Origin of the sequence: Acidovorax sp. HMWF029 (genome assembly GCF_003060895.1) — a bacterium.
Classification (GTDB): Bacteria; Pseudomonadota; Gammaproteobacteria; order Burkholderiales; family Burkholderiaceae_C; genus Acidovorax.
Map to the genome: position 1 here is coordinate 1 of NZ_QAIH01000284.1, position 1,598 is coordinate 1,598.

The following is a 1,598-nucleotide window of genomic DNA, read 5'->3' on the forward strand; positions in this document are numbered from 1 at the left end:
ATGGCATGCCGTGGGCGTACCCACGGCCTTTTTGGGGGCGGTGGGTCTGGGATAATCTCGCCCATGAGCGGCAACACCATCGGTACCTTATTTGCAGTCACCAACTTCGGTGAATCCCACGGCCCGGCCATTGGCTGCGTGATCGACGGCTGCCCGCCCGGCATGCCGCTGACCGAGGCGGACATACAGGCCGATCTCGATCGCCGCCGCCCCGGCACCAGCCGCCATGTGACCCAGCGCAACGAGCCCGATGCGGTGGAGATCCTCTCTGGCGTGTACGAGGGCAAGACCACGGGTACGCCCATCGCCCTGCTGATCCGCAACACCGACCAGCGCAGCAAGGACTACAGCAATATTGCCGAGAGCTTCCGCCCCGGCCACGCCGACTACACCTACTGGCACAAGTACGGCATCCGCGACCCGCGTGGTGGCGGCCGCTCGTCGGCCCGCCTCACTGCGCCCACGGTGGCCGCCGGTGCCGTTGCCAAGAAGTGGCTGGCCCAGCAGTACGGCGTGCAGTTTCGCGCCTGCATGACGCAGCTGGGCGAGCTGCCTATCCCTTTCGAGAGCTGGGACCACGTGCGCAGCAACCCCTTCTTTGCCCCGGTGGCAGACGTGCAGCAGTACGAGGACTACATGGACGCCTTGCGCAAGGCTGGTGATTCGTGTGGCGCCCGCATCCGTGTGCAGGCCACGGGCGTGCCGGTGGGCCTGGGCGAGCCGCTGTATGACAAGCTGGACGCAGACATCGCCCACGCCCTGATGGGGCTCAACGCGGTGAAGGGCGTGGAGATTGGAGCCGGTTTTGCCAGCGTGGCCCACAGGGGCACGATGCATGGCGATTCGATGACGCCCCAGGGCTTTCGCACCAACAACGCGGGCGGCGTGCTGGGCGGCATCAGCACCGGGCAGGACCTGGAGGTGAGCATTGCCATCAAGCCCACCAGCTCCATCATCAGCCCGCGCGAGTCCATTGACATCCATGGCCAGAGCGCCGAGGTCATCACCAAGGGCCGTCACGACCCGTGCGTGGGCATACGCGCCGCGCCGATTGCCGAGGCTTTGCTGGCGCTGGTGGTCATGGACCACGCTTTGCGCCACCGCGCCCAGTGTGGCGATGTGGTGCCGCCCGTGCCGCCCATCCAGGCCTCGTTTCTGTAAATTCAACCCGTGCCGCCCATGGGGCGGTCACTCTGTATGAGCAACCGCTTGTTCCGGGCCTTCCGTCGCCGGGCGCTGGCCGCCTTGGCCGTGCCGCTGTGGCTGGGTGGCTGTAGCGGCATTGCGCCCACCGCTCCCGCGGTGGGCAGCGCGCCGCCCCACGTCGACATCACCCTCATCGGCTTCAACGACCTCCATGGCAACCTGGAGCCGCCCCACATGGCGCACCGGGTGCAAGGGCCCACAGGCCCGGTGCTGGCGCCTGCCGGGGGCATGGCCTACTTCGCCAGCGCCATGACGGCCCTCAAGGCCCAGTCGCCGCACCATGCGGTGGTGTCGGCGGGTGACATGGTGGGCGCATCTCCGCTGGTGTCGTCGTTGTTTCTGGACGAGCCCACGATCGAGGCCGTCAACCGCATGCAGATTGACTTCAATGC

At 67.3% G+C, this 1,598-nt stretch carries 1 protein-coding gene and 1 pseudogene; both read left to right on the forward strand.

The features are described 5' to 3' along the window. The first annotated feature begins 63 nt into the window (after positions 1-63). Positions 64-1,161 carry a chorismate synthase gene (gene aroC / locus DBR12_RS19630; protein ID WP_108618772.1) on the forward strand — a complete coding sequence of 366 codons (1,098 nt, stop codon included), beginning with the start codon at positions 64-66 and terminating at the stop codon, positions 1,159-1,161. A gap of 36 nt (positions 1,162-1,197) precedes the next feature. Next, positions 1,198-1,598: pseudogene (locus DBR12_RS23245) on the forward strand (bifunctional metallophosphatase/5'-nucleotidase); the annotation flags it as partial.

Bases quoted from the DNA above. Each gene is read 5' to 3' on its own strand.
- aroC (WP_108618772.1), top strand. From the start codon at position 64: ATGAGCGGCAACACCATCGGTACCTTATTTGCAGTCACCAACTTCGGT.